The sequence below is a fragment of the Thermodesulfobacteriota bacterium genome, from assembly GCA_035559815.1.
In the GTDB taxonomy this organism is placed as follows: Bacteria; Desulfobacterota_D; UBA1144; order Nemesobacterales; family CSP1-2; genus DATMAT01.
In genome coordinates this window covers 1-16,213 of sequence record DATMAT010000071.1, presented here as the reverse complement: position 1 = coordinate 16,213, position 16,213 = coordinate 1, and the positions used below count along the sequence as shown (strand labels likewise).

Here is a 16,213-nt window from a genome sequence, read left to right as displayed (position 1 = left end):
CCTAAAAATATAGATAGTTTAACATAAAATGTAGTTTAGAATCCCCAAACTAGTGTTGTTGCTTCCTTTGATCGAGGAGGGTGTTCATTATGGAAAAGAATCAAATATCCAGGCGTAACTTACTAAAAGCGGGTCTGGGGGTGCTGGGCGGCTCGGCCGTCCTGGCCGGAAAAGGCTTTGCACAAAAAAACGATTATAAGGAAGGGGTAACGTTAAACCCGGGAATGGGACACGGCGGACATCAGGTAACTACTGCCGCTCATTCATCTAAAGCTACTTACGCATTCAAAGACGGCGAGATGAATCCCATGAAGTTCCTTACCACGTTTGACTACGGCAAGGTAACGGTACTGCCGGGTGGCGAGGTACAGCGGGAATACAACATTGTCGCTCTAGAGAAGGAGATTGAAGTAGCGCCGGGGGTAGTATATCCGGCTTGGACTTATAATGGTTATGTCCCGGGGCCGACAATCAGGTGCACGGAAGGGGACAGGCTTAAAATCTACTTCTCGAACGCATCGAGCATGCCTCATACCATTCATTTCCACGGCATTCACCCGGCCAATATGGACGGGGTATTCGAGATAGTACCGCCGGGGGGGAGCTTTACCTATGAATTCACCGCAGACCCGTTCGGGGTTTTTCTATATCACTGCCACGTCTTGCCGGTAAAAAAGCACGTGGAAAAGGGACTCTACGGTTCATTCATAGTAGACCCGAAAACGCCTAGGCCGCCGGCTAAGGAATTCATCATGGTTATGAACGGCTTCGATACCGACTTTGACGGCGAAAACGAATTCTATACCGTCAACGGTTATGCCAATTATTACTCGGATAATCCAATAAACATCAAATTAAACGAGCTGGTAAGAATCTATCTAGTGAACATGACCGAGTTTGACCTGATAAATTCCTTCCATCTCCACGGAAACATGTTTCGTCTGTATCGCACTGGTACAAAACCTGACGAGTTCGAGTACACGGATACGGTGATGCTCTGCCAGGGAGAGCGCTGTATTATCGAGTTTTCGTATAAATACCCGGGCATGTTTATGTTCCACGCCCACCAGAGTGAATTCGCCGAACTCGGCTGGATGGGGTTCTTTAACGTACTTCCGGAGGTTGCCTAAAGTTTGTTAGTCGCGAATTTACACAGATTATCACGAATAAATATTCGGTTGTCGAGTTAACGAGTTAACGCGTTAACCAGTAAACAATTATAATCTTCATTCGTGTTTCTTCGTGTCTAAGTTCACAAGGAGAATTAAGATGTCTAATGAAAGAGTGATTGATGAAAAGGATATAACCGAAGAAAAAAGGGGAAATATTTTGAAGTCAAAGCTTGCCGTTTTTCTGGCGGCCATATTTCCCTTGCTCGTCCTTGGACTCATGGTTTATTGGTTTGCAACCAAAGGAGCGAGCCTGGTTGAGACCCCGGCGGTTCCCGTAGAAAAAATTGATTTCGAGAGGATTGTGCTCCGTCCGGGAGAAATTATAGCTTACGTCAGAAATACCGGTCCTTACGAGGTTACAATCGCTCAGGTCACGGTAAACGAGGCTCTCTGGCAGGCTAACATAAGCCCGAGCAACGTCCTTCCGCGCTTGGGTAGAGCCACTATTACCATTCCTCACCACTGGGTTCCCGCCGAGCCCTACGAGGTAACGATTATTACCTCGACCGGGGTTAAGTTTTCCCACGGAGTCGATATCGCCACCGAGACGCCCATTCCCGACTGGAGCTACTTTGGGATGTTCGCCCTTCTGGGGGTTTACGTGGGAATAATTCCTATATTCCTGGGATTTCTCTGGTTTCCATTCCTCAGAAAAATCAGCAAGAAGTGGCTCAATTTTTTTCTGAGCCTCACCGCCGGTCTTTTGATTTTTCTGGGCGTGGATACATTGGAGGAAGCATTTGAAGTGGCAGGACGGGTGCCCGGAGTGTTCCAGGGCATAGGATTAATCGGAATGGGTGCACTTTTGAGTTTCCTCATATTGGTGGCTATAGGGAAGAAAACGATGGGCTCCGGAACCTCGGAAAAAGGAGATTCCTATGTACGTCTTGTTTTAGCCTATATGATTGCCGCCGGAATCGGCCTTCATAATTTGGGAGAGGGACTGGCGATAGGTTCGGCCTATGTTCTGGGGGAGGTTGCGCTCGGTGCATTTTTGGTGATTGGCTTTGCCATTCACAACATAACCGAGGGCTTGGGAATTGTGGCGCCTATAGCAAGCGGCAAAAAGCCAAGGTGGATTCACTTCTTGCTGCTCGGACTACTGGCCGGGGCTCCCGCTATCCTGGGCACCTGGATAGGCGGGTTTATATACTCGGATGTGTGGGCAACTCTCTTTTTCGCCATAGGTGCCGGGGCCATATTCCAGGTAGTTTACGAGATTGTAAAGCTGATGAGCAAGGAATCGGAAGCAGGCCTGGGAGAACCCACGAACTTCGCCGGCCTGGTTATCGGACTTTTGATAATGTACGTCACCGGGCTTTTTGTGGTGGTTTGAGTAAACGACGAAATAATAATACGCGTGTGGTTATCCAAGCGCGCCGATCTGCATAGGCGCTCTTTTGGAGAATCGAAACGAACGCTCAAATTCGGTTTAAAGGGTACATTCATGGGAAACCACAATTTTAGGTATAATTTGGCGATGAAGATGGAGCTCTCTTCGGTGATGGAAGATTATTTGAAAGCTATCTTCGGCCTTCTTAAGGAAAAGGGCAAGGCCAACACCAACGACCTTGCCCGGACGATGAAGGTATCTCCTCCCACGGTGACCCAGATGATAAAAAGGCTCGTAGAACTCCAACTGGTCGAGCACGAGCCGTATAAGGGTGTTATCTTAACACCGGCCGGGGAGAAAATCGCTTTGGAGATCATTCGCCATCACCGACTAATCGAGCAGTATCTGCATGAGGCCCTGGGAGTGCCCTGGGATAAAGTGCACGAGGAGGCGGAGAAATGGGAGCACGTAATCTCGGAAGAGGTAGAGGAAAGGATGGCTGAGTTTCTCAATCATCCCACCCGTGACCCTCACGGCTCTCCCATCCCCTCTCCTGAGCTTATCCTTAAAGATGAAGAGCTAGTATCCCTGTCCGATATGGATGAGGGGGAACTGGGCATAGTATCGGAAGTTCCGGACGAAGACCCCAAACTGCTCCGCTACCTTGACGACCTGGGCCTGGTTCCGGATACCTTGTTCAAAGTGCAAAAAAAAGAGCCCTTTGGAGGCTCGGTGGTGCTCAAGGTCAAGGGCAAATCCCTGAGGGTAGGAACGGATGCCGCCTACCTGATAAAGGTAAAGCACCTGGAGAAGCAGTAGTTTGTCCATGGTGTCCATTGAAGAGAAAACCCTTCATGACTAAGACTTCCCGGTCTGCGCAAGCTAAACTTTTGGTTATACTATAGTGGATTGTGACCAGTAAACCCGAATCTGAGCCTAAAAATACCCTCTATAATTCCATTGCCTTTAATAAGGCTATCGAGAAGATAAAAAGCGGAGAAAAGGTCCTTAAGCTTTCCGGGCTCAGGGGTTCGTCCAGATTTTATCTACTTCCAGAGTTATCAAAAGAGACTGGAAGAACGATTGTTTATGTCGCTTCTTCGAGAAAGAATCTGGAGTCAGCGGCCGAGGATATTTCTTTCTATTCAGGAGAAAATACTCCCATTCTCTCGAAAAGGGAGTTAGGGACGAGGGATGTTCTATTCTCATCATATTCGAATAAGACACCTGAACGCATGAGCTGGCTTTACCATGCCGGCAAAGTACCGATCTTGCTGGCCGAGGCCTCTGCCCTTTTTGAAAAAGTAATACCCAGGGAAATTTTTGAAGATAGCGTTATCCGGCTGGGCAGGGGAGATTTGATCCCCAGGCACGAGTTAGTATCGGCGCTCGTAAAGACGGGATATGTCGGCTCCGAGTTTGTGGAAAAAGCAGGGGAGATAAGCTTGAGGGGCTCTATCGTGGATGTGTTCTCTCCCGGATACCAAAGACCGGTGAGGCTCGAATTCCTGGGTGATGAGGTTCACTCGATAAGGTTTTTTGGTATAGATGATCAAAAATCCACGGAAAAAATAGAGAGAATTACCATACTCCCGGCGAGCGAAGTAATACTCGACCCGAATACTATTGAACGGTCTTTATCCTACATACGAAGAAAGGCCAGCGAGCAGGAGGCAACCGCATCGGCTAAGCTCTATCTCATCGGGGAAATAGAGAAGGGAAACAGGCTTCCGCAGATCGAATATCTTCTTCCTTCATTTTATCCAAACTTAGCCAGAGTGTTTGATTACATACCCCGGGGCTCCTTGGTCGTGCTTGACCCAGCCGAGGAAGTATCTGCTTCAATCGAAGCGTTCACGGACTATTTAGCGGACGCCGAGATGCTCCTTAAGAAGGAGCTTAAAATTACCCCGGACGTTTCCGAGCTTTACCTCAGTGAAGAGGAACTCAAGGGCAATCTTGGCCAGTTTCAGAAAATTCAATTCGAGGACGTGGAGATTACCGAGGAAGGAATAACCAGAATTATCTTCGATACGGAGATCCCATCCATTGGAAAGGGGAGCGGGTTCGACTCCCCGTTTGAAGCACTTTCCCAGGAAATAGTAGAATGGCAGTCCCTGGGGTACTCGATTCATATAGTGGTACAAACCGGGGTCGAGAGTAAAAAATTCAAAAAAATTTTGGATGAGCGTGGAATAAAAAATATAGACATAGAAACCGGCTCGCTTTCATCGGGGTTTATCTTCCCGGAAGCGAACTTAGTAGTGGTTACAGAAAAAGAGATATTTGGAGAAAAGAAGAAAGTAAAAGCAGAGCCGCTCAAGGATATCCCCTCTGCCTTCATAACGTCTTTCGGTGAGTTAAAACCCGGTGATTACATAGTACACGTGGACTTTGGTATAGGAGTCTTTAGAGGTCTAACCAGACTCCGGATCGATAGCACCGAGGGAGACTTTCTCCAGTGTGAATACCAGGGCGGTGACAAAATATATGTGCCGGTAGATAAGCTCAAACTTGTACAGAGATACGTTGGAGACGGGAGTCCTCCTCGAATTGATAAGCTAGGACATGAAAACTGGAAAAAGGTGGTAAGGAGAGTTAAAAAGGCAGTTGAGAGCATCGCCAAGGATCTGCTTGAGCTATACGCCAGGAGAAAGGCGGAGCAGGGATTTCAATTTTCCAAGAGGGACAAGCTTTTTAAGGATTTTGAGTACTCCTTTCCCTATGAGGAAACACAAGACCAGGAAGCGGCGATAGAGGATGTTATGAATGATATGGAATCTTCCAGGCCCATGGACCGGCTTATATGCGGAGACGTGGGGTTTGGAAAAACGGAGGTGGCGCTCAGAGCCGCATTCAAGGCGGTGATGGACGGGAAGCAGGTTGCCTTCCTCGTTCCTACCACCCTTCTTGCCTATCAGCACTCGTTGACCGCCGCGGAGAGGTTAAAAGGCTATCCGGTTGTGGTAGAGATGTTATCCCGGTTTAGGACGACGAAGGAAGAGAAGGAAATACTGAAGAAGCTGGAGAATGGCTCCATAGACCTGATAATCGGGACGCATAAGCTTTTGAGCGACAAGATAAAATTCAAGGACCTGGGCCTGGTGATTATAGATGAGGAGCATCGTTTTGGGGTCAAACATAAGGAGAAATTGAGGAAACTAAAAAAGGGAGTGGACGCCCTCAGCCTGAGTGCCACCCCCATACCGCGCTCGCTCCAGCTTTCACTCGTAGGAATACGGGATATAAGCCTGATAAATACACCACCTGAGGGAAGACAATCTGTTGAGACCTACGTCTCTCCATTCAACGCCAAGATGGTTCGGGATGCCATTGTCCGGGAAATACATCGGGGCGGGCAGGTGTTTTTCATCCATAACCGGATCGAGGATATTTTTGCCATAGCCCGAAGGATTCAAGAACTGGTCCCGGAGGTGACGATAGATGTTACCCATGGGCGGATGAGAGAGGCGCATTTGGAAAAGAGCATTACCAAATTCATAGAGGGTAAAACCGACGTGCTCATTACCACGGCCATCGTAGAATCGGGGCTGGATATCCCCAGGGCAAATACCATAATCGTAAACGATGCACACACATTCGGCCTTGCCGACCTCTATCAGCTCCGGGGAAGGGTGGGTCGGTCTCTGGAGAAAGCCTATGCCTATTTCCTCGTTCCCAGCGTCAGCTCGCTCACACTCCAGGCTAGGAGAAGGCTTAAAGCAATCGGAGAACTGAAAGAGCTGGGCTCAGGATTCAAACTGGCCCTCTCCGACCTGGAGATTCGAGGAGCGGGAAACATATTCGGCACCGAGCAGTCCGGGCATATAGCCGATGTAGGACTGGAGCTTTATCTGGAGATGCTGAATAACGAAATAAGGAGACTCAAGGAGGAAGGGGACACCCTGGAATACGAGCCGGAGATAAGGTTTAATGCCCCTGCCTTCATCCCCGATGATTACATAGGCGACGAGGCAGAGAGGCTTCTTTTCTACAAGAAAATCTCTTCCATCTCCGAGAAGAAAGCGCTTAAGGAGGTCAGGAGCGAGCTGGAAGACAGGTTTGGAAGACTGCCCGAGCCTGCTGTCAACCTGTTAAAGCTGGTAGGGCTCAAGCTGCTCATGAAAAGGCTTTTAATCGAAAGAATCGAGATAAGAAACGAAGAATCGGTTATAATTTTTTTAAAGAATTCACCCTCTTATCAATATTATAAACCGAGCGGAAAACTAAGAGTTTTTCATAAAGGTCCGGATGCTATTTCCGAAATCAGGAAAAAGCTTATGGAATTAACCAGGATAGGAATGATTGGGGCAAAAGAAAAAAGAGCGGGAGAAAAGCACTATTCCCAGGGTATTAAATAATATGAAAATCCTTATTTCCTTGTCCATGATGCTACTGGCCGTTGGCTGTAGCGATTTTGATAAGTTTTATAGAGAGAAAAAGGAGGTGTCAACGCATTCAGGAAATGGTTCAATGGTTATAGCCAGGGTAGGACAGGAGGAAATCACTAAGCAAGAACTAATCAAATCTCTTAACCGCTTGCCGGTCAAGCAGAGAATATTTTACCTTTCTTCGCCTGAAAGAATGAAAGATTATCTTCAGTCATACATAAACCAGGTTCTTTTGTACGACGAGGCGTTGAAGAGGGGAATGGGGGAGAGAAAGGACATCAAGGAGAACTTAGAGAATTATAAAAGGCGGCTCCTTATCCAGGCTCTTGCCCAGGAGATAAACAATGGGGAATTCAGCAAGGAGGAAATAGAAACCTATTATGCCGAAAACGCGGACCACTTTGTACAGTTCAGAATAAGCCAGATTTTCATAAAATTGCAGCCGGAAAAGGGAATGGGAAGAGACGAGGCCAGGGCTGAAGCAGAGAATATAATGGAAAGGATAAATAACGGAGAAGAGTTTGAGAAGCTCATATCGGAGTTTTCCGATGACCCGGCTTCGAAAAAGAAAGTAGGAAGCTTTAGCTATACGGGTAAGAGCAGGCTTCCAATTGAAGTGGAGAGTGAAGTATTCAATTTGAAAGAAGGAGAGGTAAGCAATCCTATCGAGACAGAGAGCGGATTTTACATAATAAGAATAGACGAAGCCCCAAAGGTCTTACCCTTGAGCCGGGTCGAGAATAAAATCCGGCTGGAGTTGGGAAGAAAAGGGTTTTCCGAGTATATTAATGAACTAAGAAAAGAAAAGAAGGTAGAGATTTTTGAGGATAAATTCCAATAGGGGGCAGATTAAAATGAATAGTAAAGCGAGCCTGAAAATATATTTCATATTATGCCTGGTTATCCTATTGTTCTCGCCGGATTCGAGGGCACAGGAGCTTATAGACAGGATAGTAGCCGTAGTGAATGACGACCTCATAACCCTTTCCGAGCTTCAAGCGAAGGAGAAAAAGATAAACCCGAATCTGGACACACCGGATACGTCCCCGCAACAAAGGGAAATCCTGGACCTGATGATAGAGGAAAAGCTCTTGGAGCAAGAGGCAAAAAAACTGGGGATAACTGTTACGGAAAGCGATGTGGATGCGGCCATAGAGGGGGTGAAGAAGCAGTTTAACCTGACCGATGAACAGTTAAATGAGGTTTTAAAAAAGCAAAATCTCACCCTCGAATCCTTCCGGGAGCAGTGGAGGATGCAGATCCTGGGCAACAAAGTGGTGGGCACGCAGGTTAAGGGGCAAATAGCGGTAACGGAGGATGAAATAAAAACATACTACGAAGAAAACCAGGGACAGGTCGGGAGCGGAAATGAGGTGAGAATTGCACAAATTTTAATACCTTACTCCGACTCGGATGAAGAGCGGGCGGGGGAGAAGCTCGCTGTAGAGGTTACCGAACGGGCCAAGTCCGGTGAGGACTTCGGAGAGCTGGCAAAGAAGTATTCAAAAGATACCTTGTCTGCCGAGCGAGGAGGCGATCTCGGTTATTTCAAAAAGGAGGATTTGGCCGTCCCGCTTCAACAAGCGATAGAAAACGTTCCCACCGGGGATATAGTCGGCCCGGTGAAATCCTCGGGCGCATTCCACATAATCAAGGTCGTAGACAGGAGAAGCACTGGAGACGGTTCCCTGGATGAGGTGAGGGAAGAGATAAGAGAGACCATATATCGCCAGAAGGCGGAGAAGGCCCTTCAAGGTTGGCTGGAGAATGTGAAGAAGACGGCGTATATAGAAGTAAAGCTTTAGCCAAAAATCTAACCACCAAGCTTGTGTCCAGCCAAGTCGAGACAACACTAAGGCACAAAGTTAGAATACAGAAATTAGTGGTCGGAATTCAGAATGTAGAGACGCAAAATTTTGCGTCTCTACTGTTAGTTAATTGAGATTTCCCTGTGAATTGCCACAGGTTTACCACTAAATTGTCAATTGCGAGCATATTTACAGAGCCTGCACAAAGGGAATTGAAATGCTCATTGTAACCTACCTCGAAGTGGCATAAAGTTGAAATACAGGCAGTGTCGAATTAATTCTTGATTTTATGAATGTCATCCCCGTCCCCCGGTTTAACCGGGTGATCGATCGGGGATCCACCTCCCTTGTCATTCCCGAAATCTTTTAATCGGGAATCTATAATTAAAGAATGGATTCCCGCTAGCGCGGGAATGACAGATCGGTGGATTCCCACTCCCCGCGTACGCGAGGACAAGCTTCGTGGGAATGACATCCTAGCGTTTTCCGTATGGAACATAAACGAGTTTATATTATTAGGCGTTAATTCTTCTGACAATGTTCGTATGACCAAGTTCTGGTTATCACAATAAAACTCATATATCAACTTCGCGGCTTCGTGCCTTAGTGGTTCCATAAGAATTGCGCTTTACGGCGCTTCTTCCCCATAAGTCTCAACCGGCGGGCAGGTGCAGACCAGGTTCTTATCGCCGTAGGCGTTATTAATTCTTCCGACCGGGGGCCAGAATTTGTTTTCCTCCACAAAAGGAAGCGGGTAAACCGCTTTCTTTCTGGAATAGGAATGGGTCCATTGGTCGCTTGTCGCTTCACCGACCGTATGGGGAGCGTTCTTCAAGACATTGTCAAGCTTATCCGCCCTGCTGCTAGCGATCTCCTCAATTTCTCCATGTATTGCTATCATCGCCTCACAAAAACGGTCGAGCTCGTCCTTGGCCTCGCTTTCGGTCGGCTCTATCATCATGGTGCCGGCTACCGGCCAGGAGATGGTTGGAGCGTGAAATCCGTAGTCCATGAGCCTCTTTGCCACGTCTTCGACCTCTATGTCCGCATCCCTTTTGAGATGGCGTAAATCCAGGATAAACTCATGGGCAACCCTTCCATTCCTGCCTTTATACAAGACCGGATAGTATTTCTCTAATCTGGATTTTAAATAGTTTGCGTTCAAAATAGCGTAGGCGGTCGCAGCAGAGACGCCCTTTGCCCCGAGCATCTTGATGTAGGCATAGGAAACCAGCAGTATACTTGCGCTTCCCCAGGGTGCTGAGGCTACGGCCGGGATTGATTTAGTACCCCCGGTGGAAATAAGCGGATGGCTGGGGAGATACGGTGCGAGGTGCTCGGCAACGCAAATCGGTCCCATTCCCGGGCCGCCGCCCCCGTGGGGTATGCTGAAGGTCTTGTGTAGATTAATATGGCAGACATCCGCCCCGACCATGGCCGGACTGGTAAGCCCCACCTGGGCGTTCATGTTGGCTCCGTCCATGTAAACCTGGCCGCCGTTCTCATGAACTATGGAGCAGATTTCCTGAATTTTTTCTTCAAAAACACCGTGGGTAGAAGGGTAGGTAATCATGAGGGCAGACAAACTCTCCTGGTGCGTTGAAGCCTTATTTCTCAAGTCCTCTACGTCGATGTTTCCCTCCTTATCGCATTCCACGATGACTACTTTCATGCCGGCCATCACCGCGCTGGCCGGGTTGGTGCCGTGTGCCGAAGAAGGAATCAGCACCACGTTCCTTTGGCCTTGACCCCTGTCCATGTGGTAGGCCCGAATAACCAGAAGCCCGGTGTATTCCCCCTGGGCACCGGAGTTGGGTTGTAGGGATACCGCCTTGAAGCCGGTGATCTCACATAAAGCACTCTCCAACTCTTTGAATATCCGGGCATAGCCCCGGGCCTGCTCTAGCGGTGCGAATGGATGTAATCTGGAAAACTCCGGCCAGGTTAAGGGGGTCATCTCCGTTGTGGCATTTAACTTCATGGTGCAGGAGCCAAGCGGTATCATGGAGGTGGTGAGAGAAAGGTCCTTTTTTTCCAGGCTTTTTATGTACCTTAGCATCTTGGTCTCGGAATGGTACCGGTTGAAAATCGGGTGTGTCAGGAATTTACTTTTTCGTCTTAATTCCTCCGGATAGCCGATTTCGATTTTTTCGGTCAATTCCCCAATATCCCGTTTCCAATGGTTCTGCCCGGTAGCTTTAGCAAATATATCGATTATCTCCTCGATGTCTTCTGTCTGGGTTGTCTCGTCTATGGAAATACCGATTTCATGATTGCCGATGTATCTAAAGTTAATTTGAGCATCTTTAGAAAGGGACTTTATCTTTTCCAGTGTACTTACCGAACCTTCTCCCAAGTCTATTTTTAGCGTGTCGAAGAAAAGGGAATTGGCCTGGGTAATTCCCAATTTTTTTAATTCGAGTTCCAGAATCTTTGCCAGCTTATGTATCCTCTCGGCGATAGCTTTTAACCCTCTTGGACCATGGTATACGGCGTACATGCCAGCCATGATGGCCAGTAGAGCCTCGGCGGTGCATATATTGGAAGTGGCTTTTTCCCTTCTTATGTGCTGTTCCCTGGTTTGAAGGGCCATTCTATAAGCGCTCTTTCCATGCGCGTCGATGGAAACGCCGATTATTCTCCCCGGCACCTGTCGTTTGAATTCATCGCGGGTAGCGAAGTATGCGGCGTGCGGCCCGCCGTATCCGAGCGGCACGCCGAATCGTTGAGTAGAGCCCACCACGACGTCTGCTCCGAACTCTCCTGGCGGGGTAAGAATGGTAAGGCTGAGTAAATCGGCGGCGACGGCTACTAGAGCGCCGATTTTGTGGGCGTTCTCTATGAAATCCGAGAAATCAAAAATTTCTCCGTCGGAGTCGGGATATTGAACTATGGCTCCGAAGATGCGGTCGTTAAACTCCAGTTTCAGCGGGTCGCCGATGACCAGGTCAATTCCCAGCGGGGCCGCCCTGGTCTTAAGAACGTCTATAGTTTGCGGAAAGCACTTCTCCGAGACGAAAAAGGTGTTGGCCCTCCGTTTCAAAGAATCGTTGCTCTGGAGCCTGGCTATCATGGTCATCGCCTCGGCGGCGGCGGTCCCTTCGTCGAGTAGAGAGGCGTTGGCAATTTTCATCTTGGTCAGGTCTGCCACCATGGTCTGGAAATTGAGTAGTGCCTCCAGCCGACCCTGGGATATTTCCGCCTGATAAGGTGTGTACTGGGTATACCATCCGGGATTTTCGAGGATGTTTCGTCTTATGACACCGGGGGTGAAACAGTCGTAGTAGCCTAAGCCTATGTAAGACTTAAACACCCGATTAAGCTTGGCTGTCTTCTGCAGGTTCTCCAGAAACGCGTATTCGCTAGTCGGGTCGGGGAGGTTTAGCGGCTTCTTCAGCCGAATGGCCGATGGGATTGTTTCTTCGACCAGGGCATCCAGGGATGCGACCCCAACCACCTTGAGCATCTCATCCACTTCTTTTTTACTCGGGCCGATGTGCCTTGAAGCGAAGGAGTCGGTAGTTTCTTGGTTAAATTTCATCTAATTATTCTGGTTCTATTCGGCTGCTTTTGAGGACCTTATTGTTTTTTTAATTTTGAGATAGCTATGAGAATAGGATTAAAGCTGAGCTGCTATCTTACGCTACTTCTCCATTTCCTTTTCTATATAATCCGTATATTCCTCATAGTCCATGAGGTCTTCGAGTTCGCTAGAGTCGTAGGGTTTCACCTTTATCATCCAGCCAGCGCCGTATGGGTCTTCATTGATAGTTTCCGGAGAATCAAGCAAGGCCTCGTTTACCTCGACTACCTCACCGCTCAGGGGGGCGTACAGGTCAGACACCGATTTAGTGGATTCTACCCCACCGAAGGGGTCGCCCTTGGTAATTTCATCCCCCTCGCTGGGGAGTTCGACATAGACGATTTCTCCGAGCGCATCCTGGGCGTAGCTGGTAATCCCGATTACCACCAAGCCCTCCTCCAGTTTCGCCCATTCGTGTTCTTTGGTGTATTTAAGTTCTTCTGGAATTTCTACCATGAATATACTCTCCTCTTAGTCCTTTTTCTTTATAAAAGGTAATGAAACAATTTCTGCTTTTCTCCGAGCACCCCTGATTTCAACCTGGATTTCAGTGCCAAACTCAACATCAGTTCTTATGTAAGCCATACCGATGGGTTTGTCAAGACTTGGAGACATAGTACCGCTTGTAACAGTACCCAGCAGTATCTCGTCATTCAAGATATTGTAGCCTTGCCTGGGAATCCCCCGGTCGATCATTTCAAACCCATGCAGTTTTCTCCGAAGCCCTGTTTCAATTACCTGAACTATGGCCTCTTTCCCGACAAAATAGCCTTTATCTAACTTGATAAATCTACCCAGCCCGGCTTCTAGCGGATTGGTATCCTCGTCGATCTCATGCCCGTAAAGCGGATAGCCCATCTCTATTCTGAGCGTGTCTCTTGCCCCCAGGCCGCAGGGGTGGATGCCGAATTGTTTTCCCTTTTCCAAAATTTCCTTCCAGAGTTCCGGAGCATTTCCCCAAGGAAGAAAAATCTCAAAACCGTCTTCACCAGTATAACCTGTCCTGGCGATTATGAGTTCGATTTGGTTCCAATTTGACAACCGGAAGCTGAATTTCTTTAGTCCGCTAAAGTCATCCTTAAGGGTTGTATTCAGTATATCTTGAGAGCTCGGTCCTTGAAGTGCGATTTGTGAGAACTCAAAGCTTTTATTTGTCACCTCCACCGCAAATCCGTTTTTATTGTTTATAATCCATTCATAATCTTTTGCAGTGTTGGCGGCGTTAACACAGATTAAAAAATGTTCATCCGAGAATTTGTACATAATTACGTCGTCTACAACTCCACCCCTCGGATTGCAAAAAAGGGAGTATTGAGCCTGGAATTCTCTGAGCTTCCCTACATCATTCGTGGCTATACGCTGGCAAAGGGAGGCTGCCTCTTTGCCCCGAATCTCGACCTCGCCCATGTGACTTACGTCGAATAAACCGGCCCTTTTTCTGACGGCAAGATGCTCTTCCCTGATCCCGGAATATTGTACCGGCATCATCCAGCCGGCAAACTCTACCAACTTTGCTCCCAATTGCCGATGAATATCGTATAGCGCAGTATGGTTCATCTTCGTTTATCAGTTAACATCAGAATAGATGGTTGTCAATAACCTGATTGTGCAGTTTTCCTCTCTCATTTTGGTATGCTATTCTTCAGATTCAACTTTAGGTGGTAGGGATTCGTCGCTCGACAAGAATGAGCGCTTGGTAAGAGGAATTGACTGATGACTAAATCGGAGCGAATTAAAGAGTTCTATAAAGTCCTCTACGAACACTACGGTCCTCAGGGATGGTGGCCGGCTAAGACAGAGCTTGAATGCATACTCGGCGCCATTCTCACCCAGAGCACTGCCTGGAAAAACGTGGAGAGAGCCGTCGATAACCTCAGGCGTGAGGGCTTGCTCTCCATAGAAAAATTGGCTTTGGTTCCTGTTCAAACGCTTGCCAGTCTCATCCGCCCATCCGGGTATTTCAATCAGAAGGCGATAAAGATTAAAAATTTTATAAATTTCATCGCGGAGAACTTCGACGGCAGCCTGGAAAAGATGTTTGAGGAGGATGGCCATAAATTGAGGGATAAACTACTCAAAATAAAAGGCGTCGGCCCGGAGACGGCGGATAGTATTCTGCTCTATGCGGCTAAAAAACCTATATTTGTCGTCGATGCTTATACCTATAGGATTCTATCCAGGCATGCCCTGATTCCGGAGGAGGCGGGCTATGATGAAATCCAGGAGCTTTTCATGGACTCCCTTCCGGAGGACAGCCAGTTATTCAACGAATATCATGCCCTACTGGTAAAGCTGGCAAAGGAGCACTGCAAAAAAAGCCCGGTATGCGAAGGCTGCCCTCTTCAGTACGACCCGCATACGGTTTAAGGGAATCTTAAGTGAACATATATAAACATACAATTGTTTGTGCTATATTCTTTAAAACTAGATACATTAGAGAGCGAAAATGATTAAAGAAATAAATTATATAGTTTGGCAGGAAGGGAAATATTATGTGTCTCAATGTCTGAATGTTGACGTATCATCATTTGGCGAGACGATTGACCAAGCCATAAATAATTTAAAAGAAGCAGTTGAATTATACCTTGAGGGAGAAAATATAGAGATTCCTGAAATTGGAAAAGTAATAGTAGGAAAAGAAAAAGTAAGTGCCTAGGTTATATTCTTCTAAAGAAATAGAGCGTGTACTAAACCGATTGGACTTCAAGCTCATTTCACAAAAAGGTTCACATGGGAAATTCAAAGGTAAAACTGGCCGGATAGTTATCCTGCCGATGAACAAGAAAGAAATACCACTGGGGACTTTCAAAAGCTTACTCAGACAGATTGGAATAAGCCACGAAGACTTCACGCAAATACTCGAGAAATAAACCTATGAGTACCCGGTAAATGCGTTCGGGTATGACAACATTGATAGTGAGGCTGAAACACTCAGCTACGATTAATAAACAGTGGGGAGTTTTGTACGGAACGCAGATCTGCGTTCCCTAGGAATTATCATATCGGAGACGTGCAGTGATATCGAAGACTGCACTGCACTCATATAGATATTGGGTATATACAGGTAGAGACGCATGGCCATGCGTCTCTACAAATTGAATTCATGATTGAAAAGTCCGAGAACGACTATACAACTAAGGTGTAGTATTGTAGGGATGGATGGTTACCGGTTAATGCAGATTCGCCTTGGCTGCTTCCACTACCGCCTTGAAGCTTTCGGAATCCCTTACCGCCATGTCGGCGAGGTTCTTCCGGTCAATTTCAATGCCCGATTTCTTAAGTGCACCCATGAACTGGCTATAGGAAAGACCGTACGGTCTCACCGCGGCATTGATCCTCACGATCCAAAGCCTTCTGAAATCGCGTTTGCGCTGGCGCCTATCCCTGTAGGCATAAGAAAGGGCACGAAGAACGGTCTCTTTCACCCTCCTCAGGTTTGTTCTTCTTCTTCCCCAATAGCCTTTTGCCAGTTTGAGTAGCCTTCTCCTTCTGTTTCTGGAAGCAACTCCTCTTTTAATTCTCATTGTTTTCTCCTCTAGTCTTGAATCGTCGTGTCCAAACCTAGCTGGTAATCGTGATCAAAGATAGGGTATATACCTTTTAATCCTTCTCGCCTGCTCTCCCTCCATGTAATCGCCTGAAAGAAGCCTTCTTTTTCTCTTCCTGCTTTTCTTCACGTTAAGATGGCTTTTCCCGCCGCTCCATCTCTTGATTTTTCCGGTAGCAGTGACCTTAAACCTTTTCGCCGCGCCTCTATTGGTCTTAACCTTAATTTTTGCCATTTGTTCTTTCCGCCTTTAAGCTTTTTTCTTCGGGGATATAACCGTTATAAGATTTTTCCCTTCAAATTTTGGCGGGGAGTCGATTGCTCCCACGTCGGATATCCTTGCTAATATCTTGTCGGCTAGCCCCTTGCCCAGTTCAGA

The 16,213-nt window shown here is 47.4% G+C and carries 14 protein-coding genes; 9 read left to right on the top strand and 5 right to left on the bottom strand.

What is annotated here, in order from left to right:
* The first annotated feature begins 89 nt into the window (after positions 1–89).
* From VNN20_16545 to VNN20_16520, 6 genes are all read left to right on the top strand, one after another.
* Positions 90–1,130, top strand: a complete 1,041-nt coding sequence (locus VNN20_16545) for a multicopper oxidase domain-containing protein (GenBank protein ID HWP93800.1) — start codon at positions 90–92, stop codon at positions 1,128–1,130.
* Between the two features lie 139 nt (positions 1,131–1,269).
* A complete protein-coding gene (locus VNN20_16540) occupies positions 1,270–2,508 on the top strand; it encodes a ZIP family metal transporter (GenBank protein HWP93799.1) in 1,239 nt (412 codons plus the stop codon).
* Positions 2,509–2,619: 111 nt separating this feature from the next.
* On the top strand, positions 2,620–3,324 hold the full coding sequence (locus tag VNN20_16535) for a metal-dependent transcriptional regulator (GenBank protein ID HWP93798.1): 705 nt from the start codon (positions 2,620–2,622) through the stop codon (positions 3,322–3,324).
* A 92-nt stretch (positions 3,325–3,416) separates the two neighbouring features.
* Positions 3,417–6,866 carry a transcription-repair coupling factor gene (gene mfd / locus VNN20_16530; protein HWP93797.1) on the top strand — a complete coding sequence of 1,150 codons (3,450 nt, stop codon included), beginning with the start codon at positions 3,417–3,419 and terminating at the stop codon, positions 6,864–6,866.
* A gap of 1 nt (position 6,867) precedes the next feature.
* Positions 6,868–7,737: a peptidylprolyl isomerase gene (locus VNN20_16525; GenBank protein ID HWP93796.1), complete on the top strand. Its 870-nt coding sequence runs from the start codon at positions 6,868–6,870 to the stop codon at positions 7,735–7,737.
* Positions 7,738–7,750: 13 nt separating this feature from the next.
* On the top strand, positions 7,751–8,701 hold the full coding sequence (locus VNN20_16520) for a peptidylprolyl isomerase (GenBank protein HWP93795.1): 951 nt from the start codon (positions 7,751–7,753) through the stop codon (positions 8,699–8,701).
* Between the two features lie 631 nt (positions 8,702–9,332).
* On the opposite strand, the gene gcvP is transcribed toward VNN20_16520, so the two are convergent.
* The 3 genes from gcvP to gcvT form a co-directional block, all read right to left on the bottom strand.
* A complete protein-coding gene (gene gcvP / locus VNN20_16515; protein HWP93794.1) occupies positions 9,333–12,245 on the bottom strand; it encodes an aminomethyl-transferring glycine dehydrogenase in 2,913 nt (970 codons plus the stop codon).
* 102 nt (positions 12,246–12,347) lie between these two features.
* Entirely contained in the window at positions 12,348–12,743 is a 396-nt protein-coding gene (gene gcvH / locus VNN20_16510; GenBank protein ID HWP93793.1) for a glycine cleavage system protein GcvH, read from the bottom strand.
* Positions 12,744–12,758: 15 nt separating this feature from the next.
* Entirely contained in the window at positions 12,759–13,844 is a 1,086-nt protein-coding gene (gene gcvT, locus VNN20_16505; protein ID HWP93792.1) for a glycine cleavage system aminomethyltransferase GcvT, read from the bottom strand.
* Between the two features lie 156 nt (positions 13,845–14,000).
* Between gcvT and VNN20_16500 the strand changes: the two genes are divergently transcribed.
* From VNN20_16500 to VNN20_16490, 3 genes are all read left to right on the top strand, one after another.
* Positions 14,001–14,654, top strand: coding sequence for an endonuclease III domain-containing protein (locus tag VNN20_16500; GenBank protein ID HWP93791.1), 654 nt, complete (start codon positions 14,001–14,003; stop codon positions 14,652–14,654).
* A gap of 79 nt (positions 14,655–14,733) precedes the next feature.
* A complete protein-coding gene (locus VNN20_16495; GenBank protein ID HWP93790.1) occupies positions 14,734–14,943 on the top strand; it encodes a type II toxin-antitoxin system HicB family antitoxin in 210 nt (69 codons plus the stop codon).
* The gene (locus tag VNN20_16490; protein ID HWP93789.1) at positions 14,936–15,157 is read left to right on the top strand and encodes a type II toxin-antitoxin system HicA family toxin; all 222 of its coding nucleotides are present in this window, start codon (positions 14,936–14,938) and stop codon (positions 15,155–15,157) included. Before VNN20_16495 ends, VNN20_16490 begins: the two co-directional genes overlap by 8 nt.
* A gap of 300 nt (positions 15,158–15,457) precedes the next feature.
* Here the strand turns inward: VNN20_16490 and rplT are convergent, their stop codons facing one another.
* Positions 15,458–15,811: a 50S ribosomal protein L20 gene (gene rplT / locus VNN20_16485; GenBank protein HWP93788.1), complete on the bottom strand. Its 354-nt coding sequence runs from the start codon at positions 15,809–15,811 to the stop codon at positions 15,458–15,460.
* Positions 15,812–15,865: 54 nt separating this feature from the next.
* A complete protein-coding gene (gene rpmI, locus VNN20_16480; GenBank protein HWP93787.1) occupies positions 15,866–16,069 on the bottom strand; it encodes a 50S ribosomal protein L35 in 204 nt (67 codons plus the stop codon).
* Between the last annotated feature and the right edge of the window lie 144 nt (positions 16,070–16,213).